Genomic DNA, 626 nt, shown 5'->3' with positions numbered 1-626 from the left:
GTAAGCGATTAATGAACCAGTGAAGCCTTAGTCAGCTTCACCGATTTCAATGTTCCACGGCATGAGATCCGACATATCATCGGTTGGAGTGCGTTTCGGCAACTCGGTGAACAAGTGTTGGAAATAGTAATAGGGATTAATGTCATTGGCACGACATGTCATCACTAAGCTGTACAAGTTGGCACTGGCTTGTGCTCCACCAACGGATGTCGAGAACATCCAATTTTTTCGGCCCGTGGTGAAGGGACGAATATCCCGTTCAGTCACATTATTATCGATGCTGATGTTACCATCTTCTAAATAAGTGAGTAGTTTCGGCCATTGGTTTTGAGTGTAAGTTATGGCTTTACCTAACAACCCTTTTGGTAATACATTTTGCGTATCTAGCCATTCTTTGAACTCACTCAGGATAGGTTGCGCTTGTTGTCTTCTTAAAGCTTGGCGCTCGGCAACGGATAAGCCTTTCGCCTGCTTTTCGATACCATAGAGTTTGGCGATATAGTTCAATGCTTTTTCAGGTTTACCTGCTTTCTTTGACGGCGATGCTTTTTGAGCGTCGGTAAATTTACGGCGAGCATGAGCCATGCAAGCAGCTTGAGTCACATCTTCCAATGTGTCGTAGGCAC

1 protein-coding gene is annotated in these 626 nt (G+C 44.7%); it reads right to left on the bottom strand.

Going from position 1 to position 626, the window contains the following annotated elements; translation table 11 throughout:
• Positions 1–27: 27 nt before the first annotated feature.
• Positions 28–626, bottom strand: a 599-nt coding sequence (tnpC, locus tag R3X26_RS18845) for an IS66 family transposase (protein ID WP_317718856.1), incomplete at its 5' end; no start/stop codon positions are given.

The sequence above is a fragment of the Vibrio sp. TH_r3 genome (assembly GCF_033101115.1).
GTDB lineage: Bacteria > Pseudomonadota > Gammaproteobacteria > Enterobacterales > Vibrionaceae > Vibrio.
The sequence above is the reverse complement of the archived record's forward strand: the minus strand, read 5'-3'. Positions and strand labels throughout refer to the sequence as shown.